Origin of the sequence: Nonomuraea sp. ZG12 (assembly GCF_052068115.1) — a bacterium.
In the GTDB taxonomy this organism is placed as follows: domain Bacteria; phylum Actinomycetota; class Actinomycetes; order Streptosporangiales; family Streptosporangiaceae; genus Nonomuraea.
Genome location: NZ_JBQHCW010000029.1, coordinates 1 through 17,047, shown reverse-complemented (window position 1 = coordinate 17,047; position 17,047 = coordinate 1). Strand labels below are relative to the sequence as shown.

Here is a 17,047-nt window from a genome sequence, read left to right as displayed (position 1 = left end):
CCCGGCGTCTTTCGCCTGATGCACGATCACGTTGGCGTTCGGCAGAGCCGCGAACGTCGCCTGATCGTCCGGAGTCGTCGGCTCACAGGCGTCATCCTGTCCGGGTCACGCACGCAGATCAGCATCAGGCTCCAGCCGATCCGTTCGGCCTGCGGGCGGGCGGCCACCAACTCCCGCATCCGGGCCTCGGCCTTGGTGAAGGCCGCCTGTCCGCGATCGAACTCCGTCTCCACCTTGACGAGCAGGACCCGGCGCGGCGAGTGCCACGATCCGCGCCTCATGGACTCGACGGCGTCAGAAGGAACCGGCCCTGGAGCTGTCATGGGCGCCTTCCAACCAAGATCGAGAACAATGCCAAGAAGTGTGCGTCAAACGCCCTTCAGAACACGATCAAGTGCCGCCCGGCCTGCAGGTCCCCAGTGCGGCTTGCCGCCGGGAAGGCCCCGATCTCCGTTCTGCCCCATGAGCATCAAGAAGAGGCTCTTCATAGCGGCCAGCCCGCGGGCGCGCCGGATCGCCGCCTCGTCTGCATGCGCGTACATGTCGAAGAACCGTGAGGCCGTGCCCCCGGGTAGCAGCACCCAGGCGGCGGCGAGGTCCCACGCCGGATCGCCGGCGAACATGTCACCGAAGTCGACGATGCCCGAGAGCGTTCCGTCCGAGACGACGACGTTCGCGGGATGGAGGTCGCCGTGCACCCACACCGGCGGGCCCTCCCACACCTGGGCCGCGACCGCGTCGTCCCAGACGTCCCGGACGTCGGCAGCGATGTCGTCGGGGGCAACGGCCTGGAAGAAGTTCTCGAAGCCGTCCGTGCAGTTCCTGGGATGGGCACCGCGATCCGTAGCGATCGGCGCCTCAGCGGGCGCCTCCACATGGAGCGCCCGGAGGAAACCCGCCAGCGTGTCGGCCGCGTGGGTGCCGCGGCTGATCGAGCCGTGGTCCAGCGGCTCGCCGGGAACCCACGTCATCACGGTCCAGTGCTTGGGGAAACGCTCGGACGGTTCGCCGAACCGCACCGGGGTCGGTACCGGGAGCGGCAGGCGCGGGGCCAGCACGGGTAGCCACCGCCGCTCCTTGAGCTGGAGCTCCGGAGTGGGGTCCATGCGCTGCATGCGCACGGCCAACTCGTCCCCGAGGCGCCACATTTGGTTACCCCAACCGCCCACCACCTCGCGGATGGCCAGCCCTGCAAGGTCTGGATGTTGCTCCTGCAGCAAGTCGCGGACCAGGTCCGCGGTGATCTCGATCTCAGTGTCGGTCATGCGGAGTCACAGTACTGGGGCGGCAGGCGGAGCGGCTCTCGCTCTCCGGAACATCTCGCTGCCCTTCCTCTGACATCACCGATGAGAGCCTCAGATCAGAGGCGTCGGGACGGAACGGCACCATAGCCCGGAGGAGCTTATACAAGCGGCTACGCACGCGGACTGAAGAACCGAATCAGAGTATTCGGGGAAATCCGGCTAGCTGAACGCCCTCGAATTCTCAGCGGATAACTAGCATTATCCGCTGAGAAGCGCTCCAAATCTCAGTGGGTAAAAGGATTTCGTGAAGCTCTTCCGACGTCGTCCAGAACGCAGCCACCGCGCAGCTCTACCTGCACGGGCTATCCAGTGGGGACTTCGTCCCCGCGCTGGGCCAGTTCCTCGGCTCGACGGCGGGCCTGTCGGCGGCGGTAATCACTCGGCTCACCGAGCAGTGGAAGGGCGAGTAGGGTGCTTTTGCCGCCCGTGACCTGTCCGGCGTCGACTACGTCTATCTGTGGGTGGCCGGCATCCACGTCTACATCCGGCTGGAGGAGCACAAGCTGTGCCTGCTGGTGATGATCGGGGTGCGCGCCGACCGCCGCAAAGAGCTCGTCGCGCTCACCGACGGCTACCGCGAGTCCACCGAATCAAGGCGGTCGCCAAGGTGGTCGACGACCTCGACGAGGTGCTCGCCTTCTACGACTATCCCGCCGAGCACTGGGTGCATCTGTGCACCACCAACCCGATCGAGTCCACCTTCGCCACTGTCCGGCACCGCACCAAGGTCACCAAAGGGTCGGGCTCACGCGCTGCCGGCCTGGCGATGGCCTTCAAGTTGATCGAGTCCGCCCAGGCCCGATGGCGTGCCCTGAATGCCCCTCACCTGGTCGCCCTCGTCCGTGCGGGCGCCCGCTTCGAACGCGGTGTTCTGCCGGAACGTCACGCGGGGAAAGACACCGCATGACCAGCCCCGACCGCTACGACTACTGCGGGCTCTACCTACGCGGCGCAAGCCAAGAGGCTGCGATTGAGCTGACCGCCCGTGCCATCGGCGCGATACGTGATGGCCGCCTGCTGCGCGTCGGCACCATAGAGATCGAGATCCGGCGCAATGACAACTGCACTCACCATGGGGCCGACTTCCCCACCTGGCCGATCAAGATGGAGATCGAAAGAGGGAACGCTCCCAGCCACCAGGTCATCGAGGCCGTGTCCAAGATCCTCACCCACGCCTGGCAGGCCGGTCATGACGCAGTCGCTGCCTGCGACTACGAAGACGAACTTCCCGACCACGGCGGATATCCCCGCTACCGAGCCTGACCACCCGCCCGACCCACAGGCATTGACCATTGCTCAAAGGAACGGCCGAGCCCGAGTGGACGGCGCGACCGGGGACCGCAGGCCGAGCCACTGTTCGGCGTCCCAGGCCTGAAACCGCTCTACCTCGGTGAACCCCAGCTTTGCCGCGAGGCGCATCGAGCCGAGGTTGGCGGTCTGGGTGGTGAGCACCACCGGCTCGCCGGGAAGGACGCCGTCGAACCAGCCGAGTGCCGCCGCGCACGCCTCGGCGGCGTACCCCAATCCCCATGCTCGCGGCAGAAACAGGTAACCGAGATCGGCCTTCCCCACGGCAGCCGGGCGACGGTGCCCCGTTGCTCTCCTGAGCAGGATCTGGCCGATCATCGCCCCGTCGAGATCAACGACGAGACTCCCGGGCCACCGCTCGGGCACCCCGGACATCTCGCGCTCAAGCTCGTCACGCGGGCGGGGGCCGCCGAGGTAGGTGTGCACCTCTGGCGACGCCAGCAGCTCGATGAACGCCCCACGGCTTCGGCGTTACCGCTGAGAATTCGGCGCCGTGAAGCTCTGAAGGTCACAGACCTGCGGAAACGTGACCGCTTCGAGGGCTCTCGCTTGAAGGGCCCGTACGCGGGTCCGTGTCCTACGGGGCAAGGTAGCGCTGAGTGAGATATGAGGGCGGCGGCTGTCCGTTTGAGCCCTCTAGACCGGGTACCGCAGGCCAGGGCCGCGTTCGGGATCAGGAGCCGACTCTTGGCGGCGTTGATCTGCGGGCGTAGCCCGGAAATCAACGCGGGTTCCCGCAGCGGGTCGGTGATCTACTTGTTCCGCGTCCGGGACGCGAACTACTGGAGAGCCCGAAGGGGCAGGCACGGCCTTACCGCCGCGAGACCGCCAGGCTTTCAGCTCTGGAGCGGGTTCCCTCCACAGAATGAAGACCATAACGCTGGTGATAGTCACCACGCAGGCCAGACCGTACAGGACGAAAAGCGCGATCGATGGGGTTGCCACGGCGATGCTGGTTACGATCGCCAGGATAGAGGTCATCGGGAATACCGAGCGGAGCCCCCAGTAGGCAAATCGTCCCCGTGGTAGCGGGTTTTGCTGGACGAAGTGTTCCCAGCCGAGATTGTGCCGTCCGACGCGGTCTTCCACGCCGGTACGCAGGTAGGTTGCGATGCGGGCGATCAGGTGGGCCTTGTACAGCCATACGACGCCCAAGACCAGCGACAGTAGCGGGTAAATCAGGATGATTGCTGCGTTCTTCGCCTGAAAACCCACCGGCAGTACGGCGCCGAAGGCTACAACTGTCAGCGTGATGATCTGCGACTGCAGACCTGTTAAATGCACGATCTCGGCACGTAGGGCGGTGAATTCAGCAACGGCCAGAGGGGTGGAATCCCAACTGGGAGGAGAGGTCTCTGCCATACGTGAGTATGTACCCACGCTGCTGCCGACACGGCCTGGATCTCCTATAACCGGCGCGCGCTCAGCCCGCTGTTCTGGGCGCACATGAGTGAATTCCTACGGCCGGTTCCGCCTGGACATGGACACCCGGCTCGACCTCACTGCGGCCTGAGCAGACCACCGACGATCGGGGTCATACGGTGGGAAAACAAGCCAGCACGGTGGTGGCACGGGCTGGGCGGCAGGCGCCGACCGTGGCGGTGGTGGTGGAATCACCGTCTGGATGGCCTCCTCGACAGAGGGTGCCACCTGGAACGCTGTGCGCAGGTCGGTGATCGTCAAGACGCGCTCCAGGTGGGGCGGGATGCCTGACAACGCCAGGTTGGCCTGCGGCTCGCGGCTCTGGTTGGTCAGCAGCACCAGCACGTCGACGCCATGGACGACCCGCCTCCGGATGCAGCAGTCCCACCGCCATCGACAGCGAGGAGGTCTTGCCCGCCCTGTTGGGACCGACCAGGCCGAAGAGCTAGCCTTGCGGAATAGTGCGGTCGATCGCGTCGATGGCGCGGGTGGCGCCGAACAGCAGCGCCCACGCCGCCATCCGCCCATGCACGTGGCCTTGAGGGCGCCCGGTGTGGTGAGGAGCTGCCACAGGGCTGTGCCGTCCAGGGCATAGGTGTTGATCGCGACCATCGCGCCGAACACGGCTGCCGCTAGACCTACCAGGGGCAGCGCTCAGCTCCAGCCGGTGAAGGCGATGATGAGCGTCATCAGCAGCGGTGTCAGCCAGGCGCTGCGCAGCTCAACGCCGCGCGCCGGGTCACGTAGCCAGGTGACCAGCTCCCGCGAGATGACCGCGGCCACCTGCGGCGTCGCGAACGGCAAGGACAGCCCACGTCCCGGTACGGCTGGCCGCCGCGAACGCGCCCGGCGAGGCGGCCGCGGGGGAGACGTTCACTCCCCAGCGTCCCGGCAAGGGTCCCGAAATTTGAGGTCCACTAGCGAGGTTTCGGGATGACTGTCAGATTCCGAAGTCGCCTGCACGGATGTGCGAAGTCCTGCGCACAGGGTGTTGTGCCAGGGGGAGAGAGCGGCCTGCAGGCTGAGCATGTACGCAGCCGGATGGGCGTCCGACTCCATGCTGCCTCTTATTTCAGCTGCTGAGGTCAGGGTCTTGCAGACCGTCCCGGAGAACTTTCCGCTGGGCGGAACGAGCGCGGTGCCTGTCCAGAAATCCTGCGCCAAGAGTCCTGAGCACATAGGAAGCAAGCAAGGTGGTCGCGGCCAGTACGCAGGCCGTGAGGGTAGAGCCAGTAATGGTGAGGACGATCACGGCGATCTCCAGGTCCGTCCGCATACCACGTGCCAGATCAGGATGGTGATCCACCCGCTGGACGGTTTCGTTTCGCGTGTCTTTCATACCGGTTCCCTCCGTGAGGCTCTACCTCCTGGATAGAGATGTAGTCGCCGTCGGAGTTCGCTCGTCCGTTCTCGAAAAAAGAGGTCATGTGGCCGAACGACGTCGATCGTGGAGGAACGGTGGCTGATGTCATGGACCTCGACGGACAATGGCTGACATGCCATCGCGTCCGCGCAGCCTTGATCCCGACCTCCCACTGGAATGCTTCGCCCTGGAATTGAGGGACCTTCATCGGCAAGCAGGACGGCCGAAACAGCGAGTGCTCGCAAGCGCGATGCACTGCAGTCACGCGACTGTGTCGGCAATCCTCAACGGTCATCGTTTTCCCTCGTGGGAGCAGACGGAGGCGCTCGTGCTCGCTTGCGGGGGTGACATGCGGACATGGAAGCACCGCTGGGCCGTGACCGACCGGGCGCTCGGCGCGGAACCTGCCACCGAACGCCCGGTCGGCGTTGGCACGCCAGGGTCGCCCTGGCACTTGTCTGGCCGGGAGTTCTATCGAGTCATGCTCACCGAGGTGAGCCGTGCCCGGTTTCGGATCATGACAACCTTTATCCGGCATCGGCCACCGGAGTACTTCCTTGGTTTCACCGACGGGGAAACCGCGCAGGTCGCCTCCGCTTACTTCGAAGCCGTCGTCCGGTGGTCAGCGCTGCCCGGACCTCGCTCGGTGCGGCGGATCGTGTGTACTCCGAACGCGGAGATGGAGGGGTGGGCGCAGCGGTTCGTGCAAGAGACATCGGCCTATCCGCGTCATGAGATCCGCGTCGTGGATTGGCCGCTCGGTATAGATGCCGTCAACATGGCCGTCTTCGACGACTCGGTGGTCCTGCTCGCCTTTACGTCCGGGCCAGCGCAGCAACTGAACGGGTTCCGGATCGATGAACCCGAGTTCGTCCGCTGCTCGGTCGGCCACTTCGAACAACTCTGGTCAGTCTCCCGCAAACTCGCGGCCTCCTCTCAGCGCACATGACGATCCCGTTCGCTGTTTCATAGGTCAGTGCGAACAAGTAGCCATCTGAAACGCTCCCATGAAAAAACTTCCGGGTGCGCGACGACGGCTACCTCCGCGTGGAGGCCCATGCCTGCCCGATGACCTCCTGCGCCGCCCCGGCCGTCCGCAAGCCGGGCACACTCTGGATTGAGCTGCCCCGCCCCGCCGCGACTGGCGCCGAACCCGCGGGGGACGTGCGGATCGGCTACGCCCGCGCCTCCACCGTCCGCCAATCCCTGGGCACCCAGCTCGACTCCGTCAAGGCCGCCGCCGTCACCCGCATCTTTTCCGAGAAGATCTCCACCCGCGCCACCACCCGTCCCGAACTCGACAAGGCCGTCACCCTGGCCCGCGAGCTCCGCTCGGCCGGGGTCGCGGTCGCGCTCGTGGTGCATGAGCACAAGCGGCTCGGCCGCGGCCTCGACCTGGCCGCGCTGTCCGGAATGGAACGCGAATACATCCGCGACCGCACCCTGGGAGGACACGAATCCGCCCGCGCCCGCGGCAAGTCCATCGGCGGCGCCGCCGTCACCGACGACGCCATGCTGTCCAAGGTCCTGCACCTGCGCCAGCAGAACCTCAGCCTGCGCGACATCGCCGCCCGCCTCGTCATCACCAAAGGCGCCAAGAAGGGGCGGCACCCCTCTCCGGCCACCGTCCTGGCGCATGCTGCGCGATCACGACGAGGCCGCCGCGACATCCGCGGCCGTCGCCGGATGATCACGGAGTTTAGCGATTCCTATCCTCGTCTCGCCTGCACGCCCGATGCCTCACTCGCGTGTCAGTCTTTCCGAACGATGGTCCCGGTGATCGGGTCCCCCACTTCGAGAACGTATTGTTGGATGTCCGCCGGAGGATAGGCAGGCCAGGACACAAAGAAGCGGCCTAGCATGATGACCCCATCCATTGGTCCGTCCGGAAGTTCGATACGTGCAGCCACGAGCGGGGACGCTGACAGGCGTTCATCTGCGTAGAAACGAACAACGGTGAGCCCAAGCGCTACCGGGCTTACTGGCATGGGGTCGCGCTGTGAGGCGTCCCGCGCCGCCATGATGCTTTCTCGAATGTGATCCGCCAGGGCTCCTTGCGGGATTCCGGACCATAGACACTGCGCCAGGTAAACATGCTTCAACAAGGCAAGGCGGAGTATGTTGGGATCGGGACCTCGGCCTCTGACGACCACCTGCATGCTCAGCAGCATGGCCCGGAAGTCGTCTTCGCTTCCTCCCCCCATGGTCAGGAAGCCTCCACCGCGCGCCGGCATGATCTGCATCTTGCCGACTCTTCGAGAGCCTCGCATGTTTTCAGAAGCTAATTCGACCTCGCTGATCGCGCCGTAGAACCAGTCTTTCACTCCGCCTTCTACACGACCCCCGAAAGTTTGATTACAGCCACGACAGGTTCGCGTCATGATGACCCCCCAATACTCTTGGGGGGCACATGCTCGTCCTTCTCCGGAAGCCCGCCGCAGATAGGGCAGCTCTCGAAGAGGCGCCGCCCAATCTCGTCACGCAACTCCGGTCGTCCCATGCGGGCGCCAGACCCTATGTCGATGCCTGCCTCAATGATGCGTCCATCGTCGACACTGATGTCCAGCGAGCGAGGGGGCGACGTTTCACGAAGGCTAGGTTATCCGCTGCGTCGTCGCTGGATTGCCCGGCGAAACCATAAAGCGTGTGCCCCTTCGTAGGGCCTCAGGCGACGCGAAACTAAGGTCGTGGCCGTTCCATCTGGTCAGGGGACGGGTTGGTGGGGCTGGTCAGTTCACCAGCACGATCTTCCCGCGGGCGTGCCGGCTCTCGCTCAGCTCGTGCGCGGTGGCGGCCTCGGTGAGCGGGAACGCCGCCGCGACCGGCACCCGCAGCCGGCCCTGCTCGGCGAGCTCGACCGCGATGCCGAGGCCGTGCACCGCCAGCGGGTCGGCGGCTCCAACGGCCGTCGCCCTGTCGCCGGTCGGCGCGCCGTGCGACAGGTGCACGCCGAGGGCCGCCGCGGTGAAGTCGGGAGCGATCGTCACCACGCGTGCCGGATCCCCGGCGATGGCGATCAGGTCGGGCAGCGCACCTCCTGCGCAGTCGAACACCGCGTCCACCCCGTCCGGTGCCAGCGCGCGGACCCGTTCGACCAGGCCCGCCCCGTACGTCGTCGGCTGCCCGCCGAGCGAGCGCAGGAAGTCGTGGTTGTGCTCCCCGGCCGTACCGATGACGGTGGCGCCACGGGCGATCGCGAGCTGCACGGCGACCGTGCCCACCCCGCCGGCCGCGCCCTGCACCAGCACGGTGTGTCCGGCGCCGACCGCGAGCCGGTCGAGCACCCGGGTGGCCGTCTCGACGCTGCCCGCGGCACCACCGGCCTCCTCCCAGCTCCACGCGGCCGGCTTCGGCGCCCAGTCGACCAGGACCGCGTGATCGGCGTTCGCGCCGCGCTCGGTCGTCGCGGTCATGCCGAACACCTCGTCGCCGACCCCGACACCCGTGACGCCGTCGCCGACCTCGTCCACCACGCCCGCGGCGTCGAACCCGGTCCGGTACGGGAACGTCACGGGCACCACATCACGCATCTTCCCGGAGCGGATGTACGTCTCTCCCGCCGACAATCCGGACGCCCGTACGGCGATGCGGATCGTCCCCGGCCCTGCATGCGGCTCCTCGACCTCGGCGACATGCACCACGCCGGCCGGGCCATACTCGGAAAACTGAACAGCTCTCATGCGCCGCAACGTAACGGAACACCCCGCCCGTTTGATTAAAGTGAGAGCGGTGACGGCCGAAGTGAGTCAGAAACTGCGCTCGGACGCCCGCGACAACCGCGCGCGCATCCTCGCGGTCGCCCGCGCGGCCTTCGCCGCCGAGGGCCTCGATGTGCCGATCAGGGAGATCGCCCGGCGGGCGCAGGTCGGCGCGGCCACCGTCTATCGGCACTTCCCTACCAAGGAAGCGCTGCTCAGCGAGGTCATCGCCGAGCCGATGGCCCTGTGCTCGGCGGTCGTCGAGGAGGGGCTGGCGGAGGCCGACCCGTGGCGCGGGTTCTGCTTGGTGATTGAGAGGCTGATGGAGGTGCACGCCCTCGACCGGGGTCTGTCCAGCGCCTTCACCTCACGACTGCCGTACTTCACCGCAGACCGCGACCGTACGATCCGGCTGCTGCTCCACCTCATCCGGCGTGCGAAGGAGACGGGAAGCCTGCGGGCGGACTTCGTCCTGGAGGACTTCATCTTGGCGATGATGGCGAACGAGGGCATCCGCGCCGAGTCAACCGAGCAGCGAGCGGCGGCGTCGCGCCGTTTCGCAGCCCTGATGATCCAGTCGTTCCGTGCCGACCCCGTCCCCGCACCGCTTCCACCGGCGGTCCGGCTGCTGCCGACCCTTCGGTAGCGCCTCGGCGGCGGCCTCCCGGTGTTCCTGCCGCCCCTGCCCAACGGCCGAGGGCACGCAGCCGGGCCGGCGCCTGGCGGTCGTGATCCGAACCAGGTAGGCACGCCGATCTCGCACCGCGCCCAGCTCGACGTCCGCCCACCGCAGCCAGGTCTCCTGCAGGGCGTCCTCGGCGTCAGCGGCCGAACCGAACATCTCGTAGGCGACGGTGAACAGCGAGTTCCGGTGAGCGATGAATGTCTCGGTGGCGGAGGCACGCTCCAGATGGCGACGCAGGAGCTGGTCAACGAGGCGTTCTGCGGCGGGCAGGCCGAGGCGGCTCAGTAGACGGGGGCCGAGCAGCGCGGACCCGTACGCCCTGAGGGCGGACTCCTTGCGATCAGGTAGAGCGCGAACCGGGCCACGCCGAACAGGGAACGGCGATGTTCCCCGTCAACGACCTGCAGTGGATGCTCGCCGCCCGCCTCGGCGGCCGATCAGGCAAGGCCGGGGACGGCCGAATGGTCAAGGCCGGCGGACAGCAGGTCGAACGCCTGCCCGATCAGCTCGGAGTCCGGCGCGTCCCGGCCGGTGGCGCGCCACGCGTTGACCGCCGTCGGCACCGCGCACAGCACCACCGAAGCCACCAGATACGGCCGCGGATCAGCGGCCACGTCGACGCCCATCCGGACGCCGATCAGCCGCGCGACCTCGTCGAGCCGGGCAGCGGCCCGCTCGACGCACGCGGCCATCAGGGCCGGGCTGGCCGAGATCAGGTCCTGCATGCGCAGGTAGCGGACCCGGTCCGAGTCGGTCGTCTCGCTCTCGTAGGCCCGTACGACCTCGACCGCGGCGCGCCGCATCGCGGTCAGCACCGGCAGGTCGGCCGGTTGTGCGGCGAATCCCTCCAGCATCGTCGTGATCTGCTCGTCCGCGAGCGAGAGCGCGACGTCCTCCTTCGAGGTGAAGTACCGGAAGAAGGTCCGCGGCGAGACCTCGACCGCCTCGGCGATCTGGTCGACGGTGGTGGCGTCGAAGCCGTTGGCGCAGAACATCGAGTAGGCGGCGTCGGTCAGCGCCTCGCGTGTCCGCTGCTTCTTCCGCTCACGCAGCCCTGGCTTGTCCACGGCGCCAGCCTACGCCTTCTCGACATCGCACGCCAAGTGTCACGCTCTGCCTTTTTTCAGTTGACGGCACATGCCAGTTCCTGTCAGCATGATGCGAATGCCGAAGCCTCCTCCTCCACCCACCTCCCTTTACTGGAAACTCCAGCGTCAGATGGCACGCCTGCACAAGTTCTTGTTCCGCGCGACGCGCGGCAAGCTGGGAGGCACCTTCCTGGGTCCGCCCGTGCTGCTGCTCAACCATGTCGGCCGCAAGTCCGGACAGGCCCGGACCAACCCGGTGCTCTATCTCGACGACACACCCCGGCTGGTCATCGTCGCGTCGAAGGGCGGCGTAGACGCCCACCCGGCGTGGTTCCACAACCTGATGGCGATGGCGACCACCGTGGTCGAACTGCCCGGTGGCGAACGCCGCCGGGTCTGTCCACGCCTCGCCGAAGGCGACGAGCGGGCGGCGTTGTGGGGGCGACTGGTGGCGATGTACGAGCCGTACGCGGCCTACGCGACCTACACCGAACGGCAGATCCCGGTGGTCGTGCTCGAGCCCGCCCCTGCGTGATCATGGTCATCCGGCGGCACGGTGTGGACCGTGCCGCCGGACGCGGCGCCAATGCGTCGCTCGTGGCCTGGTGTGGGTGATGAAGCAGTCCGCGAAGTGGGCGAGGGGAGCTTCGGCCACCTCGTCATTGCGGTCGGTGAGAGCCAGCCGAGAAGGAGCCCGTCCATCGCCGTGGTGAACACGCGGCGGGATTCCAGCAGTGCACGCTGAGGCAGCCGGTCATGAATGGCGGCCTCCAGCGTCTCCGGCCGCCGGGTCGACGCCCTAACGGCGCGCAGCATCGGCCGGCCGCCTTCCAGCAGCAGATCGAGCCGCTCCACCAGGGCGGGGGTTCGACCCACGACTTGCTGTGGACATACCACCGCTATACCGCCGGTGTTTAGCATTCTTCGCGGTGCTCTGATCACAGGCGGAGCACCGCGAAATTCTCGTTCAACTGACGGACAAGGATCGAATTTCATGCGGAAGCTCTCCCCCTCGAAGATGCTCGCCACTGTTGTCGGGGTCTCTGCGGCCTTCGCCGTACTGACGCCGGCCACGACCGCCACAGCCGCCACCACCACCGCCTCCTCGGGCGTCTCTTCGGCCGGCTGCAAGGACAAGTGGAGCAAGCTGAACACCAAGGACGGCTTCGTCAGCTACGTCCTGAAGCTCTGCAGCAACGGCTACGGCGAGGCGCGCGGCAGCGTGACGGACACCAAGAGCGACGCCTGGACGACCGTGGTGGAGGTCTCCTTCAAGAAGAGCAACGGCAACGAAATTTACGGTGGGTACAAGGAGGCCGGCCGGAAAAAGGGCCACAAGAGTTTCAAATGGTCCACGACCCGCACCAACCTCGACCGGATCACGATCAGGGCCAAGCGCTGCCTCCCGGGCACGATCGTGTGCAACAACACCAAGACCTACACGCTCTACCCCTGATCTGAGGCGTGGCAGTCGGGTAGCCAATGGTTGTCAGTTTCGGCGAGATGGCCGAGAGCTTTCGGAGTTATCGGGCCGCGGGTACCTTTCGTGCAGCCGAGTCGCCGCCGCGACCGCCGCAGTAAATACCCTGCCTGACCTGCGGCGGAGGCTTATCGTTCAATTCCGGCCGGATAGTCCCAAGAACCCGGCTTGGCGGCCTGCGGTCGCCTGAGCGATCACCCGGGCGGCGCTTCACATCACGAGAGGCGAACGTGGCCTGATGCGGTACTAGGCAGGCGCACTCCTCCGCCCGGTCCCCGGCCAGCACCGTTGTGGCCACGATCGCGCGATCCCAGGCGCTGCGGCCTCGAAGAGGGTAGAGGTGGAGGATCCGGATTGTCCGGAAGTTGTCCCGGGTCCGCATCCTGGGCTACAACTTCAGCCCCCGGTTCAAGGACCTGGACGACCAGCGGTTCTGGCGGGCGACGATGCCCGGCGTGGAGACGGCGACGTACGGCGTGCTGGAGCCGCTCACCCGCAACCGGGCGAACCTGAAGAAGATCGAGACGTGGTGGCCGGACATGCTCCGGGTCGCGGACTCCCTGGTCACCAACCAGGTCCGCGCCTACGACCTGCTGCGGATATTCGGTCGCGGCGGCACCATCCACCAGGCGTACCGGGACGGGATGTACGACTGCTGGAGCGTGGGCTAGTTGGTTCCGGTGGTGAGTTCGCTGAAAAGCTTGTTCGCCGCGTCCGAGGTGAACTGGCGCTGGAGTTCGGCGCGGGCGATCTGCTTGCGAAATTCTCCTTCGTAGCCGGTGAAGCCGGCGTTGTGCATGGTGTCGGTGATCCAGGTGGCGAATGCCTGGTAGTTCCAGATGTGGGGCAGGCAGGTCTCGGAGTAGCTGTCGAGGAGGCGTCGGTCACCCTCCTTGACCTGGCGGATAACGGCGCGGGCGAAGATCTCGGTGTCATGGAGGGCCAGGTGGATGCCCTTGGCGCTCATGGGCGGGACGATGTGGGCGGCATCTCCGAGCAGGTAGAGCCTGCCGTAGCTCATCGGGTCGAACACCACGCTGCGCAGCGGCACGATCCGCTTGTCGAGGATCTCGCCGGCTGACACGGGGGTGCCGAAGCGGGCTTCCAGTTCGTTCCAGATGCGAGCGTCCGGCCACTGCTCGGGGGTGTCGTCGACCGCGCACTGGAGGTAGATGCGGCTGGCGTGCGGGCCGCGGGGGATCATGCCGGCGAGGCCGAGTGAGTGGATCGCCATGCTGGACGGGTTGGTCGGCACCGCAGCCAGGACACTGAGCCAGGAGTATCCGTACGCGTGGGAGTACTCGGTCAGCGCGGAGGCGGGGATGGTGCGCCGGCTCACGCCGCGGAAGCCGTCGCAGCCGGCGATCAAGTCGCAGTCGATGACCTTGGCCGTGCCGCCGGCGTTCCGGTAGCGGACAAGGGGGCGCTCACCGGTGATGTCCTCCAAGGCCACGTCGGCGGCTTCGTAGCGGAGGTCTCCGCCGGCCCGCAGGAAAACGTCCGTGAGGTTGCGGACCAGGACCTGCTGAGGGCAGTAGAGGCTCTCGTTGTCGTCGTCGTCCACGTCGATCGGCATCGCTTCGCCGTCGATGTAGAAGCCGCCCTGACTGTGCGGGATGGGATCACCGGCCAGCACTTCTTCGAGGCCCCACTCGCGGAACATGCGCACCCCGAAGGTGTCGATGGTCCCGGCCCGCTGACGCTGCTCGACATAGGCACGGGGGTGCTTTTCCAGCACGATGCAGTCGACGCCGTTGCGCAGCAGGAAGTTGCCGAGCGTCAGGCCGGCGACGCCGGCCCCGACGATGACGACGGTCGTGTTTTCGCGTGTCTCAGTCATGTGTGTGCGAGCCTCCGTGCTCAAAGCGGTGACCGATCACGCCGGTGGCTCCCGGGTGATGCGGCGCATGGCTCCCACTGTGGGACTTCTAAAGGCTTGCGAACCACCGGTACCTGGACAGCCGATACCGGAAAGCCGCCAACCTTGCGGGATGGGTGGCTGGCCTGTGGCGGTGAACCGCCACTACCGACCGTTGCGCAGATCCGCCTGGTAGCGGCCGGGCGTCTGACCGATGACTTCGGTGAAGGCATCGATGAAGCTGGAGGGGCTGGACCAGCAGCACGCCACCGCCGTCTCGGTGACGGACATGCCGTCGGTGAGGTGAGCCAGGGCGTGGTGGATACGCAGGGTGATGCGCCAGCGGCGGAAACTCATGCTCAGTTCCATGTGGAACAGTCGGCTCAGGGTGCGCTCGCTCGCCCCTATCATCCGGCCCAGCTCGGCCGGGGCTGCCGGCGACCCTCGCCATCCTGGAACGCTCTGCCTCCGCGCTGCCTGCCGAGGTGTTCCTGGAGGTCCCGGCCCGCGAGGACATCCGCAGCGATGTCATCGCGCCCCCGGGCACCACAATCCACTGGCTGCCTCGACGCGACCCCGGCGCCAGGCCCGGGGCCCTCGCCCTCCAGGCGGTGAAGCAGGCCCAACTCCCCGCCGGCCGCTTCTACACCTGGGTAGCAGGCGAGTCCTCATTGGCTACCCGCCTTCGCCGCCACCTCGTCAGTGAACGTCACATCCTCAAGTCCGATGTCTGCTTCCGCGGCTACTTCAGCCACGGCAGAGCCGGCGTGTGACCGCCATGCGACGGCAGTCGGGCGCCTACTTGCCGCCGAACGAACGAATGACGACAGGTGCCGCTGAACCCGGACTTCCCGGGGCGCGACGGAGGCGCCGATCCGATCAGCTCCGATGGAGGTGATGACAGGGTTTGCTGACAGTTGGGGCCGAATGCGACCACCGCCACGGGGAGCGGCATGGCCAACCTGGTCTACAAGCGGGTGTCGACCGACCGTCAGAACCTCGTCCTGGACGAGGCCGGGATCGAGAACCTGGTTCTTCGAGGAGCAGGCCGGGGTCTCCAGCCGCCTTCACCCGCTGGAGCTGCCAAAGTTCGGCGAGCTGCCCGCGTACGCGCGGCCGGGCGACGCCGTGCCCATCTCCGAGATGTTCCGCCTGGTGCGCGACACCGGACACGTCCTGACGTGCTCGACGTCCTGCACCGCAACCGTCTCGCCCTGCGCATCCACGATGATCGTCCTGACCGGGACGACGAATCGCAGCCGGCACCCTCGTTCAGCTGGTAGTCGCTCTGCGCCTGAGAAGGACCGAGTACCGTCACCCACGCCACGCCCGATCGCCTCCCGGCACTGTCCGTTCTGGCCGAAGGTGACGGGGCCCGGTGCGTCGAACTGCGGCTCGCCAAGTAGATCCGAACGGCGGTGGCTCGGGTTGTTCAGACCGACTTTGCATCTTCCATGCCGCCGCGTGACCCGGAACGGCACGTGCGAGGATGACTGACCGTGATTGATATCGGTCCGTTGCGCCCCGAGGACCGCGTCGCCTGGGAAGCGCTGGCGCGTGGCTACAAGACGTTCTACGAGACTACGGTGCCCGACGAGGGGTACGAAGAGACCTGGCAACGGCTGCTGCTGCACGGCGCCGAGCTGTACGGCATCGGCGCGCGGTTGGACGGGAAGCTAGTCGGCATCGCACACTACCTGTTCCACCCCACCTTCTGGGCAACGGACGCCTGCTACCTGCAGGACCTGTTCGTCGAGGAGGCGGCACGCGGCCAGGGGGCGGCGCGGGCACTGATCGAGCGGGTGGCCCAAGCGGCGCGGGAGCGAGACGCTTCCCGCCTGTACTGGACCACCAAACAGGAGAACACCAGCGCCCGCATCCTGTACGACAGGGTGGCGCGCTTCCACGGGTTCATCCGTTACGACTACCCGCTGAACTAGAGCCTGTACGGAGTTGAGATCAATGGGATCGCCTGCGACGTGGTCGGCGATCCTGGTAGGCCATCGACATGGCGCGTGGAGACCTCACCGATGAGGAGTGGTCCTTGATCGAGCCTCACTTGCCGCTGGGTGAGCGGGGCCCGATCCCGGATCTTCGGCGGCAGTTCAACGCGGTGATGTGGCGGTTTCGTACGGGCAGCCCGTGGCGGGACCTGCCGATCGAGTACGGGCCCTGGTCCACCGTCTACGACCGATTCCGCTCCTGGGCGCTGAACGGCGTGTTCGAGCAGCTGATGCAGGCGATGATCGCCGAAGCTGCGGCTCGTGGGCAGGCCGGCCTCGACCTGGTCAGCGTGGACTCCACCACCGCCCGCGCTCACCACCACGCCGCCGGGATGGTGTTGGACGGTGAGCTGTCCGCAGCGCTGCACGAGGCCGTCGAACGGGAAAAGGGGCTACGCCAAAGGGGCAAAACGCCTGCGGCGGCGACCCCGGCGACGACGGGCATGGCGACGGGGACGGGCGACGACGGATACGCCGTCGCCACCGGTTCCGGCTGAAGGCGGCCAAGCTGGGCCGTTCGCGGGACGGGCTGACCAGCAAGGTGCACCTGTCGGCCGACCGGCGATGCCGTCCGTTGTCCTTCGTCCTCAACATGCGAGCACTCCACTGGTTGTCATCCCGTCATACCCGAAGCCGACGGCCAGAGCCCAGGCCGCGGCGTGCTGAACGTCACCATCCACTGCGACGATGAGTTCAACACCACCATGTTCGTTCTACGTCCAGACCTGAACCCAGCCCCGAGCAGGGCTCGAATTCTTGGGGCCATGAGGATTTCGACACAGACAGTAGGCGGCGAACACGATTTCCTGAACCCCGTCAGCCATACGACCAAGGACGG

Annotated in this window: 21 protein-coding genes and 3 pseudogenes; 12 read left to right on the top strand and 12 right to left on the bottom strand. The window is 66.8% G+C overall.

Features of this window, described 5'->3' with window-relative positions; translation table 11 throughout:
- Nucleotides 1-26: 26 nt before the first annotated feature.
- Nucleotides 27-281, bottom strand: coding sequence for a hypothetical protein (locus ACTMTF_RS42380; protein ID WP_441115749.1), 255 nt, complete (start codon nt 279-281; stop codon nt 27-29).
- An 87-nt stretch (nt 282-368) separates the two neighbouring features.
- The gene (locus ACTMTF_RS42375) at nt 369-1,265 is read right to left on the bottom strand and encodes an aminoglycoside phosphotransferase family protein (RefSeq protein WP_441115748.1); all 897 of its coding nucleotides are present in this window, start codon (nt 1,263-1,265) and stop codon (nt 369-371) included.
- A 308-nt stretch (nt 1,266-1,573) separates the two neighbouring features.
- On the opposite strand from ACTMTF_RS42375, the pseudogene ACTMTF_RS42370 reads away from it, so the two are divergent.
- A pseudogene (locus ACTMTF_RS42370) lies at nt 1,574-2,211 on the top strand (transposase); the annotation flags it as partial.
- Nucleotides 2,208-2,567 (top strand): hypothetical protein, encoded by a 360-nt coding sequence (locus tag ACTMTF_RS42365; RefSeq protein WP_441115747.1) that lies wholly within the window; start codon nt 2,208-2,210, stop codon nt 2,565-2,567. The pseudogene ACTMTF_RS42370 and the gene ACTMTF_RS42365, both read left to right, overlap by 4 nt.
- A 33-nt stretch (nt 2,568-2,600) precedes the next feature.
- Here the strand turns inward: ACTMTF_RS42365 and ACTMTF_RS42360 are convergent, their stop codons facing one another.
- The 4 genes from ACTMTF_RS42360 to ACTMTF_RS42345 all read right to left on the bottom strand — a co-directional run bounded on the left by ACTMTF_RS42360 (nt 2,601) and on the right by ACTMTF_RS42345 (nt 5,373).
- Complete coding sequence (locus ACTMTF_RS42360) at nt 2,601-3,056, bottom strand: GNAT family N-acetyltransferase (protein WP_441115828.1); 456 nt, start codon at nt 3,054-3,056, stop codon at nt 2,601-2,603.
- A 192-nt stretch (nt 3,057-3,248) separates the two neighbouring features.
- Entirely contained in the window at nt 3,249-3,974 is a 726-nt protein-coding gene (locus ACTMTF_RS42355; RefSeq protein WP_441115746.1) for a hypothetical protein, read from the bottom strand.
- A gap of 714 nt (nt 3,975-4,688) precedes the next feature.
- Complete coding sequence (locus tag ACTMTF_RS42350; protein WP_441115745.1) at nt 4,689-4,838, bottom strand: hypothetical protein; 150 nt, start codon at nt 4,836-4,838, stop codon at nt 4,689-4,691.
- A gap of 268 nt (nt 4,839-5,106) precedes the next feature.
- Entirely contained in the window at nt 5,107-5,373 is a 267-nt protein-coding gene (locus tag ACTMTF_RS42345) for a hypothetical protein (protein ID WP_441115744.1), read from the bottom strand.
- Between the two features lie 148 nt (nt 5,374-5,521).
- Here ACTMTF_RS42345 and ACTMTF_RS42340 point away from each other — a divergent pair.
- The 3 genes and pseudogenes from ACTMTF_RS42340 to ACTMTF_RS42330 all read left to right on the top strand — a co-directional run.
- Nucleotides 5,522-5,731 (top strand): annotated as a pseudogene (locus ACTMTF_RS42340) (helix-turn-helix domain-containing protein); the annotation flags it as partial.
- Between the two features lie 147 nt (nt 5,732-5,878).
- On the top strand, nt 5,879-6,346 hold the full coding sequence (locus ACTMTF_RS42335) for a hypothetical protein (RefSeq protein ID WP_441115831.1): 468 nt from the start codon (nt 5,879-5,881) through the stop codon (nt 6,344-6,346).
- A gap of 74 nt (nt 6,347-6,420) precedes the next feature.
- Nucleotides 6,421-7,227, top strand: coding sequence for a recombinase family protein (locus ACTMTF_RS42330; RefSeq protein ID WP_441115743.1), 807 nt, complete (start codon nt 6,421-6,423; stop codon nt 7,225-7,227).
- On the opposite strand, the gene ACTMTF_RS42325 is transcribed toward ACTMTF_RS42330, so the two are convergent.
- Both ACTMTF_RS42325 and ACTMTF_RS42320 read right to left on the bottom strand, forming a co-directional pair.
- Nucleotides 7,149-7,721 carry a hypothetical protein gene (locus ACTMTF_RS42325; protein ID WP_441115742.1) on the bottom strand — a complete coding sequence of 191 codons (573 nt, stop codon included), beginning with the start codon at nt 7,719-7,721 and terminating at the stop codon, nt 7,149-7,151. The genes ACTMTF_RS42330 and ACTMTF_RS42325 overlap by 79 nt on opposite strands.
- Nucleotides 7,722-8,126: 405 nt before the next feature.
- Nucleotides 8,127-9,077, bottom strand: coding sequence for an NADP-dependent oxidoreductase (locus tag ACTMTF_RS42320; RefSeq protein WP_441115741.1), 951 nt, complete (start codon nt 9,075-9,077; stop codon nt 8,127-8,129).
- Between the two features lie 49 nt (nt 9,078-9,126).
- Between ACTMTF_RS42320 and ACTMTF_RS42315 the strand changes: the two genes are divergently transcribed.
- Nucleotides 9,127-9,741: a TetR/AcrR family transcriptional regulator gene (locus ACTMTF_RS42315; protein WP_441115740.1), complete on the top strand. Its 615-nt coding sequence runs from the start codon at nt 9,127-9,129 to the stop codon at nt 9,739-9,741.
- Between the two features lie 138 nt (nt 9,742-9,879).
- Here the strand turns inward: ACTMTF_RS42315 and ACTMTF_RS42310 are convergent.
- Nucleotides 9,880-9,936 (bottom strand): annotated as a pseudogene (locus tag ACTMTF_RS42310) (hypothetical protein); the annotation flags it as partial.
- 281 nt (nt 9,937-10,217) lie between these two features.
- A complete protein-coding gene (locus ACTMTF_RS42305; protein ID WP_441115739.1) occupies nt 10,218-10,847 on the bottom strand; it encodes a TetR family transcriptional regulator in 630 nt (209 codons plus the stop codon).
- 97 nt (nt 10,848-10,944) lie between these two features.
- On the opposite strand from ACTMTF_RS42305, the gene ACTMTF_RS42300 reads away from it, so the two are divergent.
- From ACTMTF_RS42300 to ACTMTF_RS42290, 3 genes are all read left to right on the top strand, one after another.
- Nucleotides 10,945-11,403, top strand: coding sequence for a nitroreductase family deazaflavin-dependent oxidoreductase (locus tag ACTMTF_RS42300; protein WP_441115738.1), 459 nt, complete (start codon nt 10,945-10,947; stop codon nt 11,401-11,403).
- 459 nt (nt 11,404-11,862) lie between these two features.
- A complete protein-coding gene (locus ACTMTF_RS42295) occupies nt 11,863-12,324 on the top strand; it encodes a hypothetical protein (protein ID WP_441115737.1) in 462 nt (153 codons plus the stop codon).
- A gap of 389 nt (nt 12,325-12,713) precedes the next feature.
- Nucleotides 12,714-13,019: a Tn3 family transposase gene (locus ACTMTF_RS42290; RefSeq protein WP_441115736.1), complete on the top strand. Its 306-nt coding sequence runs from the start codon at nt 12,714-12,716 to the stop codon at nt 13,017-13,019.
- Here ACTMTF_RS42290 and ACTMTF_RS42285 read toward each other — a convergent pair.
- Complete coding sequence (locus ACTMTF_RS42285; RefSeq protein ID WP_441115735.1) at nt 13,016-14,188, bottom strand: 4-hydroxybenzoate 3-monooxygenase; 1,173 nt, start codon at nt 14,186-14,188, stop codon at nt 13,016-13,018. The two genes, ACTMTF_RS42290 and ACTMTF_RS42285, sit on opposite strands and share 4 nt — an antisense overlap.
- Nucleotides 14,189-14,371: 183 nt before the next feature.
- Entirely contained in the window at nt 14,372-14,617 is a 246-nt protein-coding gene (locus ACTMTF_RS42280) for a helix-turn-helix domain-containing protein (RefSeq protein ID WP_441115734.1), read from the bottom strand.
- 20 nt (nt 14,618-14,637) lie between these two features.
- Here ACTMTF_RS42280 and ACTMTF_RS42275 point away from each other — a divergent pair, with 20 nt between their 5' ends.
- From ACTMTF_RS42275 to ACTMTF_RS42265, 3 genes are all read left to right on the top strand, one after another.
- A complete protein-coding gene (locus ACTMTF_RS42275; protein ID WP_441115827.1) occupies nt 14,638-14,979 on the top strand; it encodes a siderophore-interacting protein in 342 nt (113 codons plus the stop codon).
- A gap of 726 nt (nt 14,980-15,705) precedes the next feature.
- A complete protein-coding gene (locus ACTMTF_RS42270) occupies nt 15,706-16,146 on the top strand; it encodes an N-acetyltransferase family protein (protein WP_441115733.1) in 441 nt (146 codons plus the stop codon).
- Nucleotides 16,147-16,214: 68 nt separating this feature from the next.
- A complete protein-coding gene (locus ACTMTF_RS42265; RefSeq protein ID WP_441115732.1) occupies nt 16,215-16,706 on the top strand; it encodes an IS5 family transposase in 492 nt (163 codons plus the stop codon).
- Nucleotides 16,707-17,047: the final 341 nt, after the last annotated feature.